We start from the raw sequence: 18,550 nt of genomic DNA, 5'->3' as shown, positions 1-18,550 counted from the left end.
GATCCGTGCGACTCCCGGTTCGAGGATCGTTCCGTAAAGAAAACCAGGATACCAGGCGGAGGCGAATCCATGTCGAGTCAAGAATCCGAGTCTCCGCCCCTGCCACCGTACAGCTACGTTCCAGGCGGGCGCTGGCCGCACCCGACCAGTTCACCTCTCGGGCACCTGCACGGCAGGCCGCCCGAGCATACCCCGCCGATCGAAGGCGATGCGTGGCCCGAATCGAAGGCCTACCTTCGCGGCGTCGCACTGTTCAACGCCGGATACTATTGGGAGGCTCACGAAGCCTGGGAAGCGCTCTGGCACGCGCACGAACGACGAGGGCCGACGGCGACCGTCCTCAAAGGGCTCATCAAGCTGGCCGCCGCCGGCGTCAAGATCCGCGAGGGACGTGTCGCCGGCGCGCGGACGCACGCGCGTCGCGCGGCGGAACATTTCGCCGACGCCATGGCCGAGGCGGGCTCCCGCCAGATCGGACTCGACCTCACGCAGTGGATCAAACACGCGGAAACCATAGCATGCGATCCCCCCGAAGACGCCGGACGTCCGGAAACAGCCGTACATGAAGTGTTTCCCTTCCGCGTCGAGCCACGATTTCCAGCTTAATCCTCCAACATTCGGCACATCGCGACGGGACTGTTGAAATCCAAAAACTTTCATTCTAAAATCAGACAATTCGTGACGGAAACTCAGCTTTTAACAATCATTGTTCGTGCCAACCAGCCGCCCTTGCATTCGACCGTGCAATGATTTTCCACGGCGCATGCTCGCACCCGTGGAGCGACCCGATTCAAGAAGAAAGGTCTGCGCTCGCGACGGAGAAAGGACCAGCCTGATCTCGCATCGTTAGTTCGAGGAAATCCCTGCCGTAACGGCGTCTCATCAACGAACAGCGAGGAACGAACTCATGCCGAGGGAATCGTCGAGACCTTACTCGGACGTCGACGGCGGGGAAGAAGGACTAGTGATTCTCAGGCGGATGGCGCCGAAGCTCTTGAAGTCGCTGACGGAACAGACGTTGAGCGAGTTGGTTCGCGTCTTGCTGGTGCTGGGAGGAATATCCACCGCGGTCCTGGTCTGGGCGTTCGGCGCGTGGCTGATGCAGTCCTCGGCCCAGTTGACGTCGGGGCTCGACGGGTTCGCGGTGGCCTGGGCCGCATGGGCGCTCCGTGGACAGCTCTCGGCCGTGGCGCTCACTCAGTCGCACATTGGATCGTACGCACGGGAGACGGCCGTCGTCTTCACGCTCCTGGGCGGGCTTTTCGGCCTGTTCGGCGGCGCGGCGGGCGGCCTCATCTCACGATCGATCCCAAGGACCGCGAGGGCCGGAGCGGGGGGGCTGTTGCTGGGCTCGCTGGCCGGCGGCGCAAGCTGCCTGCTCGTGGTCCCGATCTACCTCGGGTTGATCCTACAGACGCCCGACACGAGGATCTCGATTGCGGCGCACGCCCTGATTCACTCGGCGGCGGCCGCGGCTTGCGGACTCGCCGCCGGTCTGGGGGCGCGGATGAGCGTCAGGGAAGCGCTGACGCTCGCGATGGCGGGGGTCATGGGCGCCAGCCTCGGCGCGTTGCTCTTCGGCCTCATCCAGATGTTCTGCTTCCCGTTCGAGTCGGAGTTTGTGCCGATCCCGCGCTCGAGCCTCTGCCGCCTCGTCGCGTTCATGTGCGCGACGCTCGTCGCTGCGTCTTGCATCGCCACGGTTCTCAAGGCTCCGTCGGCCGCGAGGGCCGACGGAGCGGATTAGGATCGGACCGGGTCAGGCGGCGAGGCTGTTGTAGCCCAGCCAACGCCGCCAGTAGGCGGCCAGCGGCAGCGACATCATGCTGGCGATGATCAAGCTCATGAAGCCCTGCGAGCCTCCCTCGACGAACCCGTAGCTGTGCAGGCCCACGCCGAGGATGAAGTTGACCCCGTACCAGGCCATCACGACGGAGAGGAAGCAGGCGACCGAGGCGAAGACCAGGCCGAAAGTATTGACCCAGCCGGCGAACCGGCCGTGCAGCGGCACCAGGTAGACGAGCAGCGTGATCAGCGCCCAGACTTCCTTGGGGTCCCATCCCCAGAAGCGTCCCCACGAATAGTCGGCCCAGACGCCTCCGAGGATCGTGCCGGCGGCGATCAGCAGAACGCCCACCTGCATCGCCCGGTAGATGAAGTTCGACAGCGGCTTGATCATGGCCGCGGTCTGCTGCATGGACCGGCTTCGGGCGTCGAGCTGGAGCGGCGGAGCGGCCTCGGCCATAGCCTTGATCTCTTCGACCGACGGCCGAGGACGGCTTCCAGCCGCCGCGTGCCGCTCGACCTCGACGGCCGGCTGATCGTCCAGACCGCGCGTCGTGAGCCGGTTGACGACCTCGCCGGCGCAGGCCAGGACCGTCCCCAGCGAGACCATCCAGCCGATTCCGCCCATGATCGCAAAGACGTAGAACAGGGGGTCGCCGGTCGTCCACGACTCGCCGAACAACCCGTAAGACGCCGCCACGCCGGCCCCGCCCGTCGCCAGCAGCGGCAAGCCGGGGAGCAACGGCGCCGCCAGCTCCTTGAACGTCGGCGTGCGGCGGTATGTGGCGGTCAGGTAATAGAACGTCGCGATCAGGCCGAGCCCCCAGGCCAGGCCGAACGCGGCGTAGCTCGACACCTCGGTCAAGACGTGGATCGTCAGCCAGAGGTTGCTCCGTAAGACCGGCTGAAGGCTCTTGATGCTGGGGTCGAGCAGCGGAACGTTGGCCGCGGTGATCGTTCCCAGCAGGGCCACGCCCGCTCCGGCCAGGGCCGTGAAGGTGCGGCGGTAGACCAGTTCGAAGGTGAACGACAGGACCGCCGTGACCAGGGCCACCCAGATGACCGTCTCGTACATGTTGGTCACCGGCGCCCAGCCCGAGATGGCGATCCGCAGGTAGAAGCCGTAGACTTCCAGCCCGATTCCGGCCGCCAGGCCGAGCATGCCCAGCGTGTAGAAGCTCTTGCCGGCGATCCCCATCTCCGACCGCCGGCCGCCGGCGAAGCCGAGGCTCACGGCCAGCAGGGCGAGGGCCGCCCCGTAAGCGAAGGGCGCCTGCCAGAACGGGTTAACCGCGTTGAAGTGCGACTCGCGATCCATCGAGGCCAGGGTCGGATACTTGCCCGGGTTGACCGCCTCGCCCAGCGCCCTCGACGTCTTCAAGAGGTTCGCGGCGGCGTCCGCGGCGACCTGTCCCGGAGCGCTCGTCTCGGCGTTCTCGAGCTGGCGGTAGGCCGTCAGGAACGCGCGGACGTCGGCGTCGGGATATCCGGCCTTGACAAGTCCTTCGGGTTCCGCCTTGAGCAAGACCTTCAGGGGAACCCAGACCGAACTTTCGCTCAGCCAGACGCTGAACTTCTCATCGAACTTGGCGTCTTCGCCGGGAGTGTGGCGATCGTCGAGCGGGGTGTCGTTCCAGTACGTATCCAAAGCCTTGAGCGCGTCGAACTCGATCGGGGTGAGGACGCGCGAAAGCTCGCGCGGGTCCTGCACCGAGCGTGCCTTGGGGATGACCTCTTTATAATAGTCGAGGGCCGCCCGGCTCGACGGCCGGGGCATGATCCGGATCAGGCCGGCGGACCGCATCTCGTCGCCGCTGTACGATTTGTAGGTCACCAGCCGCTGGCCGACGTCGATCGCCCGCTTCTCGATTTCCGTGAGCCGCTGGGCCGACTTCGGATCGGCGTCGAATTTCCGCTTCTGCGCGTCGAGCTGCGAGACCCACTCCATGAACGGTTCGTCATGATCGCCGTGCTTGATCTTGGCGTTCTCGAGTTCGTCGGGGGTCAGCCACTTGTGTTCCTCGTGGAGCTTGTCGGCCAGTACGGTCAGGGTCTTCTGGTCGTCGGCGGCGAGCTTGGACGACTTCAAGAGCTCGGCCAGCATCCCGGTGGTGATCTCGGAATCCTCGATCAGCCTGGTCAGCCGCCCTTTGTCGTCGGCCGAGGTCGTCGACTTCGCGGCGACAACGCCGAGCTGCTCGCGGATCGAACTCAGGAGGATCTGCCGCTTCAGTGGAAGGTAGTCGACCAGGATGAACGGCTGAGAATCCCAAAACTCGGGCCGGACGATCCAGTCGACGAACGCCGCCACCGGCCCCCAGGTCTCGACGACCCGGTTCTCGTCGTCGAGCAGCTTGATGGTCTCGCGGCTGAAGACGTGCTTGACCTCCTCGCGGGCGACCGTGTCCAGCGGCTTGACGCGCCCCTGGTGCATGACAGCGACCTTGCCGAGCTGCTCGTAGGCCGGCCCGACGCCCAGCTTGCGCACGCCCTGATCGTCGCGTTGCCCGGGCGAAACCGCCGCAACCGTGGTGATCAGCAGCGCGCACAGGCCAAGTCCAAAGAGAAGTCGGCCGTATCGTCTCATCACATTTCTCCCGTGGCTGGCGGTGTACGGATTCGGATCGAACGACCGGTTCCCATTCCTGACACGCGCGACGCTTGAGCTGAGTTAGAGGATCTCGTCCTGGGGCTGAGGCTTCGGCGCCACGACCGGCTCGGGGATCGGCAGCCCGGCTTTGCGAGCCGCTTGCTCGCGTTCGCGCTTGCCGCCGTCGGTGAAGAGGCCGGCCCGCATGTAAAACTGCACGAACGCCCCCATCACCACCAGCAGACAGCCGGCGTAGATGATCGGCCGGCCGGGATTGCTCCCCACCTGGAAGACCGACTGGAACTGACCGGTGCGCTGGTTGGTGCGAGGATCGACGATCGGCGAGTACCGCATCTGGTAGAACGAGTAGCCGCGATGCGTCAGGGGCTCGTTCATCGAGATCGTGTATGGCTTGTCGCGGACGCCCGTCGACGGGTCGTCGAGCCGCACCTTGCTGACGAACTTCGTGGCTTGCTCGGTGCCGGGCTCGAAGCCGACCTCGAAGTCGTCGAGCTTCAGCTCGAAGCCCAGGGGGCGGCGGTCGACGTCGTAGGCGACTTCGTACAGGCGATCACCGAACGGAACCGGGCGGAACGAGGGCGATTCGAGCGACTCGCTGCGCTGGATCCAAATTTCCTTCGACTGATCGCCGACCGTCAGTTCGACGAGGCAGGCGGGCATCGCCTGTTCCATCTGGCCCTTGGGCAGGAACAGCGGCTCGAAGATCTGCTTTTCGACGCCGGCAGGCAGGTAGTCCTCGACCTGAAAGCCGATCGTCATGACCGCGCCGGCGGCGGCGCCGAAGGCGTCGATCCACTTGTGCTGGGCGAGCGGCCCCGACGACCGCAGCTCGACCTTGCCCTCCTTGCCCCGGCCGAAGACCCGGTAGTAGAGCGCGTGATCGGGGCCGGCCAGGACGTCGATCTGGCCGAAGCGGCCGTTGGTCTTGGGATCAAGGTCGGGTGGGACCATCAGATGAATCGACACCAGAGCCTCGGCCGGCTTGCCGCCGTCGGCGCTGGGGCGCGGGATCACGTTGGGGAACATCGGCATCGAGCCCATCGCGATGTGCTCGACCTCGGCGCCTTCCCCCTTGCGAACCTGGAACATGGCGATCGGAATCGAATCTTCGCCGACGACCCGCGACAATCCCCCCTCGGCGGTCGGGAAGTGCGCCAACTTTTCCAGCTTCACGTTCAGATCGCTGTCAGGCAGCGTGAGGGCCGTGCCCACCGGCTGGTCGACCGCGAAGTCGTAAACCTTTTCCTTGCCGTTCTTGTCCGCATAGCGGAACCGGGCCACGCCGGCGGCGCTCTTCTCCAGGGGCGGCTTGAGGAAGTCTTCGAGCAGGCCCGGCTTGTCCACGTAGGCGAACGTCAACAGCGCGGGCATGCCGTCGCTCTTGGCGGCGCGGTAGAAGCGGCGGTCGAGCTTGAACCACTGCTCGTCTTCGATGGGAGTGGCCAGCCGAGGCTCGGGCATTCCCGGCGCCTTGAACTGAAGCTGGACCCGGGCCATCGGCTGACCGGCGGGGTCGGCGACGCGCAACATCGCGGGGGCCGACGACGGCAGGTATTGCTTGACGGCGAACCGAAACGGGTCGCCCGACTTGCTCAGGACGTCCTCGGCGGGGCCCGCCGAGGGGAGCCGGCCGCCGCTCAGCCAGTTAAGCCCCAGATCGAAGATATTGTTGATGCGCGACTGTCCCGCGCCCCACGCGAACGGTCCGCCGGCGTCGAACGGCATCTCGTACGACCGCGAAGACTCTTGACCATGGGGATCGACTTCGCGGACCCGGAAGACCGGAGCGTCGGTCCGGAGCATCTCGCTCCGCTTCTCCCCTTCGAGCATCCCGACCATGCCCTCGTCGCCCGATTTGAAGTGGACGTACGAGCCGGCGATCAGGACCAGGAGCCCGATGTGCGTGATCACGAACCCCGTCTGCCGCTTCTTCCATGGGTATCGAATGAGGGCGGCGCAGAGGATGTTGGTCGCCAGAAACGCGAGCAGGATGGCGAACGCCGCGCTCTTGTAGAGGTAGTCCTGGACGGCCTTGGTTCCGTAGTTCGACTCGAACCAGGTCGCGAAGGCCAAGGCCGCCGCCAGGCTCGTCAAGCTGAGGACGGCCAGCTTGAGCGAGGCGAGGAATCGGTAGACGGCGGTGATCCCGTTGACGAACAGGCCGCCGGGCGACGACCGGGACGTCGAACGCGCACTCGAATTCGCGTTGGCAGGACCGCCAGGAGACGATGAGGAACCTGGAGCCTGCTTGCTGGCCATCGCCATGATATCGCACCTGCCGAGGAGGGAGGAACAAGAACGCGGAGAGATCGGGCGGGCGGGGCGCCGGCTGTTCCGAAGTCGCCCCGAGTACCAGTAGATTCTATCCGCGGCTTGCGCCGGGGACCAGTCTCGTGACGGCGCGCCAGCCCCGGCCGACGCGCCCAACGACTGTAAAAGGCGTTGATTCGATCAGTGGAACGCCGAATGACACTGAACGCAGGTTGCGTTCAGACGGCGGACGCTCGCGAGCAGCTCGGGCTCGCGGCCGTCCTCGTAAACCCGAGAAAGCTCAAGCGCCGCCAGCTTCATCTCGCCGGCGTAAGCTCGCCACACGTCGCGGCGGACGCCCGGATCGAACGGCGCGACCGCATCGGCCGCCCAGGCGGACTGTTCCGCCAATCGCCCGATCCGATCGCGATCCGGGAAACTCAGGCTACCACAGTCAATACGTTCCAGAGGCTGGATAAGTTCTCTCAGATCGGACCGATGCGCCGTTTCGGAACCCACAAGGGCCATCGCGCCACGGATCGGTTCGAGCTTGCGAGCGTTCCGATTCGCGGCCAGGGAGCCCAGGGCGACGAGGCCGACCAGCAGGCTCAGCGTGACGCCATAGCCAATCAGTTGCTTCTTGAGCAGCCCCCGGGCGCGTTCCAGCCGCCTCGAAATCGACCCGACCGGATACCCGAGCTGTTGCGCGGCCTCGTGGTTGGTCAGCCCTTCGAGGTAGCAGAGGACCAGCGGAGCGCGATACTTCTCGGGGAGCCCTTCGACGGCCGTATCGATCATCCGCCGAACGTCCTGGCGTTCGACCTCGTCGCCGAAGGCCGAAACCGGGCATTCCGGCGAGTGCATCCCGCCGTAGAGGCTCGACGCCTGGACCTCGCGGCGCCCCCGCCGGGCGATCTCGCCACGGGCGTGGAGAGCCAGCCGCCGCGCCACGTTTTGCACCCAGCCTCCCACGGAAGGCTTCCATGAGACTTCCGATGCGCGAAGGGCCAGGATCAAAAACGTCGCCTGAAAGACTTCCTCGACGTCGTGCTCGCTGCGAAGAAAACGTCGACAAACACGCTGCACGACCGGGCCATGGCGCTCGACCAACTCCGCGAAGGCGGTCTCTTCCCGCCTCTCCGCGAACCGCTTCAGGAGTGTCGCGTCACTAGCGTGATCGATCATCGGTCGGTTCGTCCTGGCCGCTCATGTCCGCCTTACTTCTGTATTATGTCGATTCAGCGTCCGACGAATGCAAATTTCTGGGCGAAGTCGGCGATTTCTCGGCAATCGACCTCCAACGCCCCGAATGAGTTCGTCCGGACAAGGCGGGCAAGACGGCGAATTCGCGAGCCGAGGGCGATCTCGGGATCAGCCGATCTGGAGCAGGCGGCTCATCCGCTTGACGACGTCCTTCATGGCTTCGAGATCGCCCAGGCCGACCTCGGCCGTGATCCAGCCTTCGTATCCGACATCGATCAGCGCCTGGCGAACGGCGGACCAGTCGATCTCGCCTTCGCCCAGGGGGTAGTCGAACCGCTTGGGCTTGGCGTATTCCTTGATGTGGATCTTGAGGATACGGTGCCCCAACTCGTGGATCCACTCCTCGGGGTAGCCGAACTCGACCACGTTGCCGACGTCGAAATAGGCGCCGACGGTCGGGCTCTGGAATTCGTCGATGTAGCGAGCGAACTCGACGGGGCTGAGCAGAAACTTGTTCCAGACCTCCTCAACCGCGATCTTGACGCCGCTTTGCTCGGCCAGCGGGATCAGCTTGCGGATGTTCGCCTGCGATCGCTCGTAGGCCTGGCGGTAGGAGACCTTCTTGTTGACCACGGCCGGGACGACCAGGACGGTCGTGCCGCCGTAAGCCTTGCAGTCGAGGAATTCCTGCCGGATGGCGGCCATCCCGGCCTCGACCACCTGGGGATCGGGGTCGGAGAGCGGCTTTTGCCAGTGCAGTCCGCCGCTGACGCCGTGGATCAACAGGCCCGTCTTGTCGCGCGCGGCCAGGAGCTCGTCGAGGTCGAACTCGTTGGGGCTTATGAGTTCGACGCCCTCGAAACCGGCCTCTTTGAGAAGCTGGAACGTCGGCAGCGCGGGCCCCTTGGTCAGGCCGCCGAGCATGAACGCCCGCTTCCACCGCGGCTTGCCGGCCTCGGCCGCAACAGCGCCTTTGCCCAGTGCCGCGCCCGCCGCGACGCCGGCGGCTGCCGCGAGGAACGTTCTGCGGTCGATCGTCGTCATCGTCGTCCACCTCAAGGAGAAGGCGTTGCATTCAAGTTCACGAGAATCGAAGTCGGTTCAGGCGAGCAACTCGGCGAGCTTGGCTTCGAGCAGTTCGCCGACGACGGCCGGGTTGGCCTTGCCGCCGGTCTGCTTCATGACCTGGCCGCGGAGGAAGCCCTTCACGGCCTCGGGCTTCTTCTTGCCTTTTCTCAGGTCTTCCAGCGCCTGGGGGTTGGCGGCGATCGCCGCGTCGACGGCCGTGGCGATGTCGTCGCGGTCGGAGACCATCTTGTAGCCGCCGATCTCGATGACGACCTCGGCGGAGTCGCCGGTCTCGATCATCCGGCCGAGAACTTCGCGCCCCTGGTTCGTGTTCAGCTCGCCGCGATGGACGCGGTTGATCAGGTCGGCCAGGGCCTCGGGGGAGACGGGGAACTCGGCGATCGACTGCTTCTTGTCCTTGATCGTCCGCAGCACGTCTTGTTGGATCCAGTTGCTGGCGATCTTGAACTCGCCCGTCGACTTGGCGACGGCGTCGTAATAGTCGGCGACGTCCGAGCCCTGCTCGACAAGCACGTTGGCGTCGTAGGGGGAAAGCTCGTAGTCGCTCTCAAACCGCTTCCGACGGGCCGCGGGAAGCTCGCCGATCGACGCGCGGACCCGCTCCTTCCAGGCTTCGTCGACGACGACGGGGACCAGGTCGGGCTCAGGGAAGTAGCGGTAGTCGGCGGCCGTCTCCTTCTCGCGCTGAGGCTTGGTGACCTCCTCGGCGTCGTTCCAGCCGCGCGTGGTCTTGGGTGAGTCCTTGATCGTCAGGCCGTCTTCCCGCCACTTGGCGTACTGCCGCTCGACCTCGTAGTTGAGCGCCTTCTCGACGGCGCGGAAGCTGTTGAGGTTCTTGATCTCGACGATCGGGGTGGCGATCTTCTGGCCGTCCTTGTGGATGTGCAGGTTGACGTTGGCGTCGCATCGGAGCGAGCCTTCCTGCATCTCGCAGTCGGAGACGCCCAGGTAGCGGAGCGTGAGGCGGAGTTCTTCAAGGCACCCCCGCGCATCGGCCGCGTTGCGGATGTCGGGCTCGCCGACGATCTCCAGCAGCGGAATCCCGGCGCGGTTCAGGTCGACTTCGGAGAAGCCTCCGGCGGCGTGAGTCAGCTTGCCGGTGTCTTCTTCCAGGTGGACCCGGGTCAGCCCGCAGCGGCCGCCGCCGCCCCCGTCTTTCCGCTCGGGGATGTCGAGCCAGCCGCCCAGCGAGAACGGCAGGTCGTACTGGCTGATCTGATAGTTCTTGGGCAGGTCGGGATAGTAATAGTTCTTGCGGTCCCACTTCGTGAACGGCGCGATCTCGGCGTGCAGGGCGAGCGCCGTCTTGAGCGCCAGATCGAACGCCTTGCGGTTCATCACCGGCAGCGTGCCGGGCATCCCGAGCGAGACCGGGTCGGTCTGCGTATTCGGCGGCAGGCCGAACTCGGTGCCGCACCACGAGAACATCTTGCTCTCAGTCTGGAGCTGAACGTGGATCTCAAGGCCGATAATGACGTCGTAAGGATGACTCATGGAGAAGAAACCCGCCTAGCTCTCTTGTGATACTGGAGTGATCGTCCAGAACCGCTGATATTTCGACTCGATCCAGCTTAAAACCAGTAAGCCCTCGATCGATCAGCCCGCGAGCCCCGGCCGCCTCGTATGCCAGTCGGTCTCGCGTTCGAAGACGCGAGCGGTGCGGAGGAGGTTTTCCTCGGCGAAGGCTGGGGCCAGAAGCTGGAGGCCGATCGGCAGGTTCGACTTCGTGAGGCCGCAGGGGACGCTGAGGCCGGGGATGCCGGCGAGGTTGGCGGTAATCGTGTAGATGTCGGAGAGATACATCGCCAGCGGGTCGGCGGTCCGCTCGCCCAGCTTGAAGGCCGGCGAGGGGGACGTGGGGCCGAGGATGACGTCGACCTTCTTGAACGCCTCGTCGAAGTCGTTGCGGATCAGGCGGCGAACCTTGAGGGCCTGGTTGTAATACTGATCGGCGTAGCCGGCCGAGAGGGCGAAGGTCCCCAACATGATCCTCCGCTTGACCTCGGGGCCGAACCCCTCGGAGCGGCTGGCCATCATCATGCGGACCAGCGGGTGCAGGTTCTCCTCGCCGGGGTACTTGGGCGACCAGTCCTCGGCGCGATGGCCGAAGATCGTGCCGTCGTAGCGGGCCAGGTTGCTCGAACACTCGGCGGGAGCCACGATGTAGTACGCGGGCACGCCGTACTTCGAGTTCGGCAGCGAGACTTCCTCGATGATCGCGCCGGCCTTCTCGTAGATCCGAATCGCCTCGCGGACGGCGGCCTCGACTTCCGGATCGAGTCCTTCGCCGAAGAACTCGCGGGCGACGCCGATGCGGAGCGAGCCGGGGGGCTTGTCGAGCGTGGCTGTGTAGTCCGGAACAGCCTGGTCGACGCTGGTTGCGTCGCGATCGTCGTGGCCGGAGATAACCTTCAAGAGCAGGGCCGCGTCGGCCAGGTCGTGAGCGAACGGGCCGATCTGGTCGAGCGAGCTGGCGAATGCGATCAGGCCGTAGCGGCTGACGCGGCCGTACGTCGGCTTGAGGCCGACGATGCCGCAGACGGCCGCCGGCTGGCGGATCGATCCGCCGGTGTCGCTGCCGAGCGAAACCGGGGCGAGGTCGGCGGCGACCGCGGCGGCCGAGCCTCCCGAAGAACCGCCCGGGATTCGCTCCTCGTCCCACGGATTGAGCGTCGGTCCGTAGGCGCTGTTTTCGGTCGAGGAGCCCATCGCGAACTCGTCCATGTTCGTCTTACCGAACAGGATCGCGCCGGCGTCCTTCAACTTGGTGATCACCGTCGCGTCGTAGGGGGGCCGGAACGACTTGAGCATCCGGCTGCCGCAGGTCGTCGGCTCGTTGGTGACGCAAAGGACGTCCTTGATCGCGACCGGCACCCCCGCCAGCGCGCCGACGGGCTCGCCGGCCCGCCGCTTGGCGTCGATCGCCCGGGCCTGGTCCAGGACGCGTTCGGGGTCGAGGTGGACGAACACGTTGAGGCGTTTGAGCGACTCGGCGCGGTCGAGGTACTGGCGGACGAGGTCCTCGCTGCGGATCTCGCCGGCGTTCAGTTTCGCCAGGAGGCTGGCGGCGGTGGCGTTGTTCATCGAAATGGGCGTCCTGAAGGCGGATTCTCACTCAGCTCGTTCGATCGGTCGGCGACGTCTCGGCTCAACTCGACTCAGTCGAGGACGGCGGGAACCAGGAAGCTGTCGAGGTTCCGCTTGGGTGCATTGAGGAGCGCGGCCTCACGCGGCAGGGAGGGGCCGCGGACGTCGTCGCGGAACACGTTGCGGACCTCGACGCCGTGGGCCAGCGGCTCGACGCCCGTCGTGTCGGGCTCCTGAAGATGGGCCACGTATTCCACAATCGAATTGAGCTGCCCGGTGAACGTCTGAAGCTCGTCCGGGCTCAACCGCAAACGCGCCAGCACGGCGACTTTCGCCACATCGTCGGTCGAGAGCGACATCAGCCTGGTATCCCCCGCGATAATCTTCGGAACTCGCCGTCGCATCCGGCTCGGAGTCGATACTCCGCCCGTCGTTTTGGAAACGTCTCAGCCGCGTCCGGCGCATCGAGCCAGTCTGACAGATTCCGGCCCGGCGTTCAAGGTTCGCAGCCCACCATGCGTCGTACTGCCGCCGTGGGGACGAATCACCGCATTCGAGCGAGCACTTCTCAAAAAAATAATGGGATGACGATTACCCGGCGATCCCGTAAGGTGGCTTCCGTACAAGGGGTGCACCGTCGACCCGTTCGTCCTCAACCAAGAGGGAGGGTGGGCAGGATAGAGAAGCGATCAACGGCGAGGACTGGCTGTCCATGCATGACATCGACCTGATTTTGACACTGACGGGCGGCCTTGCCGCGGCCCTGGTCCTCGGCTTCATCACGTTCAAGCTCAAGCTGTCGCCGATCGTCGGCTATCTCCTGGCGGGAATCGTCGTCGGGCCCACGACGCCCGGCTTCACGGCCGACCAGCACCTGGCCGACCAACTTGCCGAGATCGGCGTCATCCTCCTGATGTTCGGCGTGGGGCTTCAGTTCCATCTCAAGGAGCTGTTGGCGGTTCGTCGCGTCGCGATCCCGGGAGCGATCTGCCAGAGCGTGGTGGCGACGATCCTCGGCACGATCGTCGGACATGCGTACGGATGGGGATGGGCGGCCGGATGCGTCTTCGGCATGTCGATCGCCGTGGCCAGCACCGTCGTCCTGATCCGCGTGCTCGCGGACAACGATGATCTGCACACCCAGTCCGGCCACATCGCGGTCGGCTGGCTCGTGGTCGAAGACCTGTTCACGGTCCTGGCGCTCGTCATGCTGCCGGCCGTCTTCGGCCCGGGCGCCACGTCGGCGAGCGGCGTCCTCTTGGCCGTCGGGGTCGCCGTGGTCAAGGTCGCGGCGATGGTCGGGCTCACCTTCGTGGTCGGAGAGCGGGTGATCCCCTGGCTGCTCGACAAGGTGGCGGCGACGCGCTCGCGCGAGCTGTTCACGCTGACAGTACTCGTCGTGGCTCTCGGAATCGCCGTCTCGGCGGCCAAGCTGTTCGACGTCTCGATGGCGCTCGGCGCGTTCCTCGCCGGCATGGTCGTCGGCCGGTCGCAGTTCAGCCTCCGGGCCGCAACCGAAGCCCTTCCGATGCGCGACGCCTTCGCGGTGCTGTTCTTCGTCTCGGTCGGCATGCTCTTCAACGTGCATGCGCTGTTCGACTCGCCCGCGCTAATCGCGGCCACCCTGGCGGTCATCTTGATCGGCAAGCCGCTGGCCGCGCTGACGATCGTCCTCTTGCTGAAGTATCCAACGCGCGCGGCCGTCTCGGTCGCCGTGGTTCTGGCGCAGATCGGCGAGTTCTCGTTCATCCTGGCCTCGGGCGGCAAGGCCCTGGGAATCATCGACGAGGACGCAACGAACGTCATCATCGCCGCAGCCATCATCACGATCACGCTCAACCCGATCCTCTACCGCCTGATCGATCCCCTTGAAAAACTTCTGAACCGCTTCATCAAGACGTCAGCCCCGGTGGAGAACGGTCCACAGCACGAGCTTGACGACCCGGAAGCCTCCGGCCGACACCGCGCCGTCGTCGTGGGGTATGGGCCGGTGGGTAAGACGCTCGCCCGTTTGCTGCGCGACAACCAGATCGATCCGGTCGTCATCGAGCTCAACATGGACACCGTCCGCCGCCTGGGCGACGACGGCGTCCGGGCCATCTACGGCGACGCCTTGCATCGCGACGTCCTGGATCACGCCGGGTTGGACAAGGCGGTCGGCTTCGTCCTCAGCAGTTCGACCATGCACGGCGGCAAGGAGACGATCCGCCTGGCTCGCGAGATCAACCCCGACCTCTTCATCCTCGCCCGCACGGCTTACCTTCGCGACGTCGCGGAACTGCGAGCCGCCGGCGCCGACAGCGTCTTCTCCGGCGAGGGAGAGGTCGCCCTGGCGATGACCGAGTTCCTCCTGGAGCGACTCGGCGCCACCCCCGATCAAATCGACCGCGAACGCGACCGCGTCCGCGCCGAGTTCTCCGCCATCACCCAGGACGGTTCCGACGAAGCGGCCAATGGCGGCGGCGGCGAGGCGCGCCAGCCGCAAGACGACGCTGCAACGAGCGCCGCGGTTCAGGGGAACACGGCCGGCGATTGACCGGGCGGCCCGACCCTGGATTCTCCTCCTTCTCCAGCGGTCGACGACGAACGGATTGCCTTGCTGACAAAACATTGTTATACAAGATCGATCTGTTAAGAAGACTTCCATGCCGACGGGACAGCTTGACCGCGCCCGCGCGTCGGACGGTCAAGCCTCTTTCTTCCGATTGAACCGGCCGTGTCGCGCCGGTGCCATCCGACTCGGATCGGGATGGGTCAGATACCACGCCGAATTTTCTCCCCGCATGTTCGGGTCGCCAGGCTCGCCGGGCCGGTGATCCGCTCCCCTTTGATTGCTGATGGAGTGGCTGCCGCCGCCCCATGCGCCTTATTCGTCATCGAAAACCTCGATCCTCGATCATCTGGAGCTTCGCATGTATCGACTCAAGAGCTCGGTCTGCGTGGTGCGAACGATCATCGCCGGACTTGCATTGACGATCTTCAGCTCCGGCGCGACCCCGCCGGACGAGCCGAGTGCGACAGCCGCAGTCGTCCCGCGCCCCTCGGCGGGCGAGGCTCGCGAGCGGGCGAAGTTGCTCCACGGGACCATTCACGACACGCTCCAGATCGTCCACAGCCGGTATTACCGCGAGGATGAAGGGCTGCCGATCCCCGCGGCCACCCTCAAGCTGGTGTTTCAACGGCTGGCTGAGCGCGACGGCGTCGAACTCCACTGGCTCGCCGTCGATACGAAGGCGATGAACATCGACCATGCTCCTCGGAATGAATTCGAGAAGGAAGCCGTGAAGGTCCTTGTATCGGGCAAAGAGGAATACGACCTCGCCGGGGACGGAGTCTATCGCCGCGTCGGTCTCATCACGCTGGGTTCCGAGTGCCTCAAGTGCCACCTGCCGGGTCGTACAAGCAACAAGAGCCGCGCGGCCGGGCTTGTCATCACGATGCCGATCGTGAAGAAGTAACTCCTTGAGGCCCGAAAGAAGCCAGCCCGGCTCACCGGTGGATCGCACACGATGCGCCGGACGCCCTCACTTCCCCCCCGAGGTTTGACGATCCGACGGGCGGTCTTCTATGATGCGATCGGTCATGAGCGGGAACGACGAAGCCAGGACGGACGTCGAAGAATCCTTTTTCAACCAGGATCGGCTTGATGGCGATTAAAGGACCTGTAGCGATCATCCTGGCGGCAGGCCAGGGCAAGCGGATGAAGTCGGAGAAAGCCAAGGTCCTCCACGAGGTCTGCGGCCGGCCGATGATTCAGTACGTGGTCGACGCGGCTCGGGGGGCGGGGGCGAAGACGATCGTCGTGGTCGTCGGTTACGCCTCGGAGCAGCTTTACTCCGCCTTGCAGAATGAGCCCGACATCCTGTTCGCCACCCAGTCGGAACAGCTCGGCACCGGCCACGCCGTCAAGGTCTGCCGGCCGCTTCTGGGCGACTATCAGGGCCCAGCGCTGATCCTGGTCGGCGACGAGCCGTTGCTCCGCCCCGAGCCCCTGGCCGACCTGCTCAACCGCCAGAAGCACGAAGGTGCCGCTTGCTTGCTGGGAACGGCCGAACTCGCCGACCCGACGGGCTTCGGCCGCATCCTCCGCGATTCGGCCGGCCGGTTCCTGCGGATCGTCGAGGAGCGCGACTGCTCGCCCGAGGAGAAGGCGATTCGCGAGGTCAACCCGAGCTGCTACGTCTTCGAGACGCCGGTGCTCTGGGAGGCCCTCGACCAGATCGGCACCAGCAACGCCCAGGGCGAGTATTACCTGACCGACGCCCCCGAGCGGCTGATGACGATGGGCCGGAAGGTCGTCGCCCTGAAGGTGCTCCGAGCCGACGACGTCCTGGGCGTCAACACTCGACAGCACCTCGCCCTGGCCGGGGCGATCATGCAGTCGCGGATTCAGGACCACCTGATGACCGAAGGGGTCACGATCGTCGCCCCCCGGAACACCTACATCGACGGCCGGGCGACGATCGGACCGGACACGATCATCCACCCGTTCAGCGTGATCGGCGGCCCCGTGAGCGTCGGCGCGAACTGCCGGATCGGCCCGTTCGCCCACCTCCGGCCCGGCACCGAGCTGGCCGACGACGTCGTGGTGGGAGCGTTCGTCGAAATCGCGCGGTCGAAGCTCGACGGCGGCACGATCGCTCGCCACCTGACCTACCTGGGCGACGCCGTCGTCGGCCGCGACGTCAACATCGGTTGCGGCGCCGTCACCGCCAACTTCGACGGCAGCCGCAAGAGCGAGACCCGGATCGGCGACCATGCCCGGATCGGCGCGAACGCCGTACTGGTCGCGCCCGTCGAGATCGGCCGCGACGCGGTCGTCGGCGCGGGGGCGGTCGTCACGCGCGGCAAGGACGTCGCCGCCGGCGCGACCGTCGTCGGCGTCCCGGCCCGGCCTCTCGTCCCCGAGGCCGATTGAGCCGGGCCGACGCATTCACGAAGTTCTATCCAAGAGGAGGCTTGTTGAGCCGTCCGTAGAGATCGACGTATCTCTCGAATAGTTCGTCATAGATCTGCTCATTCGCCGGCCTGGGCTCGACGGTCTTCTCGATGGCGACCATGGCGCGGCCGGCCTCGTCGAAATCGCGGTAGGCTCCGGCGGCGACGGCGGCGGTCATGGCCGAGCCCAGGGCGCACGACTCCCCCTCGCGGGTCAGGTGGACCGGCTTCTTGAGGACGTCGGCGTGGATCTGGAGCCAAAGTGGCGACTTGGCCCCGCCGCCGCCGATGAACACCCGCTCGACCTTCAGCCCGTGGTCCGAGGCGTCTTCGAGGATGTGCCGGGTGCCCATCGCCGTGGCCTCGTACAGGGCCCGGAAGACGTGGCCGGGGCCGTGGGCCAGCGACAGCCCGACGATTGCGCCTCGGGCCTGGGGGTTCTTGTACGGGGAGCGGTTGCCTTGCCAGTCTTCGCGGACGATGAGACCGTCGCTGCCGGGCGGGACGGCGGCGGCCTGCTCATCCAGGATCTGGTAGACGTTGACCCCGCGCGACTCGGCCTCGGCCTGCTCACGGCCGGCGAAGTGGCGACGGTACCAGTCGAGGATCGAGCCCGTGGCGGTCTGCCCGGCTTCGAGCGTGTACAGCCCTTCGACGGTGGCGTCGGGATAGCAGCCGCCGGCGCCCGAGCCGAAAACCCCTTCGCGGGTCTGGGCCAGGTGGCAGGTGCTTGACCCGACGATCAGGGCGACGTCGCCGTCGCCGGTCGCCCCCAGCCCGAGCATGCCGAGGTAGGCGTCGATGCCCCCCTGGGCCACGGGCGTGCCAGCCTTCAGACCCAGCTCGTCGGCCGCCCGCGCGCAGAGGCGGGCGTCCCCCTTGCCGAGCGGGACGATCTCGGCGGGCCACTTGGACGGCAGGTCGTCGAGGCCGACCGCCGCCATCATCCCGAGCGGCCAGCCGCCGTCGGGCCGGGCGTAGTTCCACTTGACCGCCACGTGGTTCAGCGAGAGCGTCCATTCGCCGGTCAGCCGGTGCATCATCCAGTTCGTGCACTCGACGATCCGGTCGGCTCGGTTGTAGGTCTCGGGCTCGTTCCGCTTGAGCCAGAGGGCCTTGGGGAGCATCCACTCGGGCGAAACCCGGCCCGAGACGTAGCGGAGCATCGGGTCGCCCGTGGCGCTGATCTCATCGGCCTCGCGGAACGACCGCTGGTCCATCCAGAGCAGGGCGGGGCGAAGCGGCCGGCCGTCGAGATCGCAGGCCAGGACCGTGCAGGCGGTGCAGTCGAGGCCGATCGCCGCGACCTGATCGGGCGTCGCGTCGGCCTTTGCCAGCGCCTCGCGGACGGCCGTCTTGGCGCCCTGCCACCACTGGAGCGGGTCTTGCTCGGCCCAGGTCGGTCGGGGGTAGGTCGTCTCGATCGGCGCGACCCCGAAGGCGACGGTCCTCCCTTGGAGGTCGACCAGCGCGGCGCGAAGGCTCTGGGTGCCGACGTCGAGTCCCAGGACGAGCGATTCGTGGGGCGTCCGGTTAGGCATGGGAGAGGGCCTCGTCAACGAGGGAAATGGGTTTGGATCGTGGTCG

General features: G+C 66.0%; 13 protein-coding genes. 5 read left to right on the top strand and 8 right to left on the bottom strand.

Annotation, left to right across the window (positions count from 1 at the left end):
- Positions 1-69 precede the first annotated feature (69 nt).
- Together BSF38_RS04215 and BSF38_RS04210 are read left to right on the top strand one after the other, a co-directional pair.
- Complete coding sequence (locus BSF38_RS04215) at positions 70-606, top strand: DUF309 domain-containing protein (protein ID WP_076343601.1); 537 nt, start codon at positions 70-72, stop codon at positions 604-606.
- A 373-nt stretch (positions 607-979) separates the two neighbouring features.
- Positions 980-1,747, top strand: a complete 768-nt coding sequence (locus tag BSF38_RS04210; RefSeq protein ID WP_145951960.1) for a hypothetical protein — start codon at positions 980-982, stop codon at positions 1,745-1,747.
- A 12-nt stretch (positions 1,748-1,759) separates the two neighbouring features.
- Here the strand turns inward: BSF38_RS04210 and BSF38_RS32495 are convergent, their stop codons facing one another.
- The 7 genes from BSF38_RS32495 to gatC all read right to left on the bottom strand — a co-directional run bounded on the left by BSF38_RS32495 (position 1,760) and on the right by gatC (position 12,384).
- Entirely contained in the window at positions 1,760-4,372 is a 2,613-nt protein-coding gene (locus BSF38_RS32495) for a cytochrome c biogenesis protein (RefSeq protein WP_076343599.1), read from the bottom strand.
- Between the two features lie 84 nt (positions 4,373-4,456).
- Positions 4,457-6,661, bottom strand: coding sequence for a cytochrome c biogenesis ResB family protein (locus BSF38_RS04200; RefSeq protein ID WP_083712684.1), 2,205 nt, complete (start codon positions 6,659-6,661; stop codon positions 4,457-4,459).
- 186 nt (positions 6,662-6,847) lie between these two features.
- A complete protein-coding gene (locus BSF38_RS04195) occupies positions 6,848-7,831 on the bottom strand; it encodes an RNA polymerase sigma factor (protein WP_076343597.1) in 984 nt (327 codons plus the stop codon).
- 186 nt (positions 7,832-8,017) lie between these two features.
- Complete coding sequence (locus BSF38_RS04190; RefSeq protein ID WP_076343596.1) at positions 8,018-8,893, bottom strand: sugar phosphate isomerase/epimerase family protein; 876 nt, start codon at positions 8,891-8,893, stop codon at positions 8,018-8,020.
- A gap of 57 nt (positions 8,894-8,950) precedes the next feature.
- Positions 8,951-10,432: an Asp-tRNA(Asn)/Glu-tRNA(Gln) amidotransferase subunit GatB gene (gatB, locus tag BSF38_RS04185; protein WP_076343595.1), complete on the bottom strand. Its 1,482-nt coding sequence runs from the start codon at positions 10,430-10,432 to the stop codon at positions 8,951-8,953.
- 102 nt (positions 10,433-10,534) lie between these two features.
- On the bottom strand, positions 10,535-12,022 hold the full coding sequence (gatA, locus tag BSF38_RS04180) for an Asp-tRNA(Asn)/Glu-tRNA(Gln) amidotransferase subunit GatA (protein ID WP_076343594.1): 1,488 nt from the start codon (positions 12,020-12,022) through the stop codon (positions 10,535-10,537).
- Between the two features lie 74 nt (positions 12,023-12,096).
- Complete coding sequence (gene gatC, locus BSF38_RS04175; protein ID WP_076343593.1) at positions 12,097-12,384, bottom strand: Asp-tRNA(Asn)/Glu-tRNA(Gln) amidotransferase subunit GatC; 288 nt, start codon at positions 12,382-12,384, stop codon at positions 12,097-12,099.
- A 353-nt stretch (positions 12,385-12,737) separates the two neighbouring features.
- Here gatC and BSF38_RS04170 point away from each other — a divergent pair, with 353 nt between their 5' ends.
- From BSF38_RS04170 to BSF38_RS04160, 3 genes are all read left to right on the top strand, one after another.
- Positions 12,738-14,561 carry a cation:proton antiporter gene (locus BSF38_RS04170; protein ID WP_076343592.1) on the top strand — a complete coding sequence of 608 codons (1,824 nt, stop codon included), beginning with the start codon at positions 12,738-12,740 and terminating at the stop codon, positions 14,559-14,561.
- Between the two features lie 376 nt (positions 14,562-14,937).
- Positions 14,938-15,483 carry a c-type heme family protein gene (locus BSF38_RS04165; protein WP_168189305.1) on the top strand — a complete coding sequence of 182 codons (546 nt, stop codon included), beginning with the start codon at positions 14,938-14,940 and terminating at the stop codon, positions 15,481-15,483.
- A 188-nt stretch (positions 15,484-15,671) separates the two neighbouring features.
- Positions 15,672-16,943, top strand: coding sequence for a bifunctional UDP-N-acetylglucosamine diphosphorylase/glucosamine-1-phosphate N-acetyltransferase GlmU (locus BSF38_RS04160; protein WP_076343591.1), 1,272 nt, complete (start codon positions 15,672-15,674; stop codon positions 16,941-16,943).
- Positions 16,944-16,968: 25 nt separating this feature from the next.
- Here BSF38_RS04160 and BSF38_RS04155 read toward each other — a convergent pair whose 3' ends face one another.
- The gene (locus BSF38_RS04155; protein WP_076343590.1) at positions 16,969-18,504 is read right to left on the bottom strand and encodes an FGGY-family carbohydrate kinase; all 1,536 of its coding nucleotides are present in this window, start codon (positions 18,502-18,504) and stop codon (positions 16,969-16,971) included.
- Positions 18,505-18,550 lie beyond the last annotated feature (46 nt).

Origin of the sequence: Paludisphaera borealis (assembly GCF_001956985.1) — a bacterium.
Taxonomy (GTDB): Bacteria; Planctomycetota; Planctomycetia; order Isosphaerales; family Isosphaeraceae; genus Paludisphaera; species Paludisphaera borealis.
This window is presented reverse-complemented; position numbering and strand designations above follow the sequence as displayed.

Bases quoted from the DNA above. Each gene is read 5' to 3' on its own strand.
- BSF38_RS04210 (WP_145951960.1), top strand. From the start codon at position 980: ATGGCGCCGAAGCTCTTGAAGTCGCTGACGGAACAGACGTTGAGCGAG.
- BSF38_RS04190 (WP_076343596.1), bottom strand. From the start codon at position 8,893: ATGACGACGATCGACCGCAGAACGTTCCTCGCGGCAGCCGCCGGCGTC.
- gatC (WP_076343593.1), bottom strand. From the start codon at position 12,384: ATGTCGCTCTCGACCGACGATGTGGCGAAAGTCGCCGTGCTGGCGCGT.
- BSF38_RS04160 (WP_076343591.1), top strand. From the start codon at position 15,672: ATGGCGATTAAAGGACCTGTAGCGATCATCCTGGCGGCAGGCCAGGGC.
- gatB (WP_076343595.1), bottom strand. From the start codon at position 10,432: ATGAGTCATCCTTACGACGTCATTATCGGCCTTGAGATCCACGTTCAG.
- BSF38_RS04200 (WP_083712684.1), bottom strand. From the start codon at position 6,661: ATGGCGATGGCCAGCAAGCAGGCTCCAGGTTCCTCATCGTCTCCTGGC.
- BSF38_RS32495 (WP_076343599.1), bottom strand. From the start codon at position 4,372: ATGAGACGATACGGCCGACTTCTCTTTGGACTTGGCCTGTGCGCGCTG.
- BSF38_RS04170 (WP_076343592.1), top strand. From the start codon at position 12,738: ATGCATGACATCGACCTGATTTTGACACTGACGGGCGGCCTTGCCGCG.
- BSF38_RS04195 (WP_076343597.1), bottom strand. From the start codon at position 7,831: ATGATCGATCACGCTAGTGACGCGACACTCCTGAAGCGGTTCGCGGAG.
- gatA (WP_076343594.1), bottom strand. From the start codon at position 12,022: ATGAACAACGCCACCGCCGCCAGCCTCCTGGCGAAACTGAACGCCGGC.
- BSF38_RS04215 (WP_076343601.1), top strand. From the start codon at position 70: ATGTCGAGTCAAGAATCCGAGTCTCCGCCCCTGCCACCGTACAGCTAC.
- BSF38_RS04155 (WP_076343590.1), bottom strand. From the start codon at position 18,504: ATGCCTAACCGGACGCCCCACGAATCGCTCGTCCTGGGACTCGACGTC.
- BSF38_RS04165 (WP_168189305.1), top strand. From the start codon at position 14,938: ATGTATCGACTCAAGAGCTCGGTCTGCGTGGTGCGAACGATCATCGCC.